This window comes from Romboutsia sp., assembly GCF_035470145.1.
Lineage (GTDB): Bacteria > Bacillota > Clostridia > Peptostreptococcales > Peptostreptococcaceae > Romboutsia_D.
In genome coordinates this window covers 1-1,759 of the sequence record NZ_DATIRC010000335.1, presented here as the reverse complement: position 1 = coordinate 1,759, position 1,759 = coordinate 1, and the positions used below count along the sequence as shown (strand labels likewise).

At 28.1% G+C, this 1,759-nt stretch carries 3 protein-coding genes; all 3 read left to right on the top strand.

The features are described 5' to 3' along the window. On the top strand, positions 1-559 hold a 559-nt coding region (locus VLM92_RS13520; RefSeq protein ID WP_325276862.1), incomplete at its 5' end, for a DMT family transporter. Positions 560-774: 215 nt separating this feature from the next. After that, positions 775-1,326 carry an NADH peroxidase gene (locus VLM92_RS13515; protein WP_325276861.1) on the top strand — a complete coding sequence of 184 codons (552 nt, stop codon included), beginning with the start codon at positions 775-777 and terminating at the stop codon, positions 1,324-1,326. A 161-nt stretch (positions 1,327-1,487) separates the two neighbouring features. Continuing rightward, a partial coding sequence (locus tag VLM92_RS13510; protein ID WP_325276860.1) for a DUF362 domain-containing protein occupies positions 1,488-1,759 on the top strand: 272 nt, incomplete at its 3' end.

The following is a 1,759-nucleotide window of genomic DNA, read 5'->3' as shown; positions in this document are numbered from 1 at the left end:
AATAATAAGTAGTATTATGACTCTGATAGGTATTGGGGTATTATCATTAGAGGCAGATTTTTCTATAAATATAGGAGACTTTTTAACTTTAATATGTGCTTTTGGATTTGCATTTCATATAGTATTTACAAGTGAATTTGTATCAAAAAATAATCCGATAGTATTAACGGCTATACAATTCAGTGTTGCATTTGTACTTTCTTTAATTGCTCAAATATTTACAGGTCAAATGAAAATAGATGCAGGAATGAATGGATACTTAGGTGCTTTATATCTAGGAATATTTAGTACTACTATAGCTTTTTTACTTCAAAGTATATGCCAAAGATTTGTTGAAGGAACTAAAACCGCTATAATACTTTCAACAGAAGCTGTATTTGGAACTTTATTTTCGATATTAATATTAAAAGAGGTAGTTACATTAAGAATGATTTTAGGAAGCATTATTATATTTATATCAATCATAATGGCAGAAACTAAATTATCTTTCTTAAAAAATAAAAATATATATATTGAAGAAGTATGTGGTGAGGCAATACAAGAAAATGAAAATGAGTAATTAAAACTCAGAATATGATTTAAAATTTTAATTTATATTTTGAATTTAAGTTGATAAATCCAAGCTAAAGATGATACACTATAAAAGGAAATGATTTCCAAAAAAATATTTTGAATTTATTGTTTAACATAAAAAAGCTCGGGTATATATAGAGTATAACAATTTAAATAATAAATTAAAATTTATATAAAATAAATATGATGGAGGGAATAATTATGAAAAAGTTTGTTTGTACAGTATGTGGATATATACATGAAGGGGAAGCTGCACCAGAAAAGTGTCCAGTGTGTAAGGTAGGAGCTGAAAAGTTCAACGAAATGAGTGGAGAAATGGTTTGGGCTGACGAGCACAGAATAGGTGTAGCTCAAGGTGTAGATGAAGACGTATTAGAAGGATTAAGAGCTAATTTTACTGGTGAATGTACAGAAGTTGGTATGTACTTAGCTATGAGTCGTCAAGCTGATAGAGAAGGATATCCAGAAGTTGCAGAAGCTTACAAGAGAATAGCTTTCGAAGAAGCAGAACATGCAGCTAAGTTTGCAGAATTATTAGGAGAAGTAGTTGTTGCTGATACTAAAGCTAACTTACAAGCAAGAGTTGAAGCTGAATACGGAGCAACTGAAGGAAAATTAAAATTAGCTAAGAGAGCTAAAGAATTAGGATTAGATGCTATACATGATACAGTTCATGAAATGTGTAAAGATGAAGCTAGACATGGTAAAGCATTCTTAGGTTTATTAGAAAGACATTTTGGAAAGAAAAACTAATTAAATATTAATATATATGGAGAAGGCTTATGCTTTCTCCATTTTTATATGTACTAAAGGAAGATATTAAGGATATGAGAAATATAAATTAGTTTACTATGGACATAATGATGTTAAATATTTACAATTAAACTTAGTATAAATATAAAAAGGGGCGTATTATGAAACTAGTATCAGTAAGAAAATGTGATAATTATGAATATGAAAATGTAAAAAAATCAGTTGATAAAATGTTAAAAGATATAGGTGGAATAGATAAATATATAAAACTAAATAGTAAAGTTTTAATAAAGCCAAATTTACTTATGAAAAAAAGACCAGAAGAAGCAACAACAACTCACCCTATGGTTGTAAAAGTGATTTGTGAAAAATTAATAGAGTTAAATTGTGAAATAATAATAGGAGATAGTCCTGGAGGACCTTATACTTTAGG

Excerpts from the sequence above, each read along its gene's own strand:
- VLM92_RS13515 (WP_325276861.1), top strand. The coding sequence starts at position 775 with ATGAAAAAGTTTGTTTGTACAGTATGTGGATATATACATGAAGGGGAA.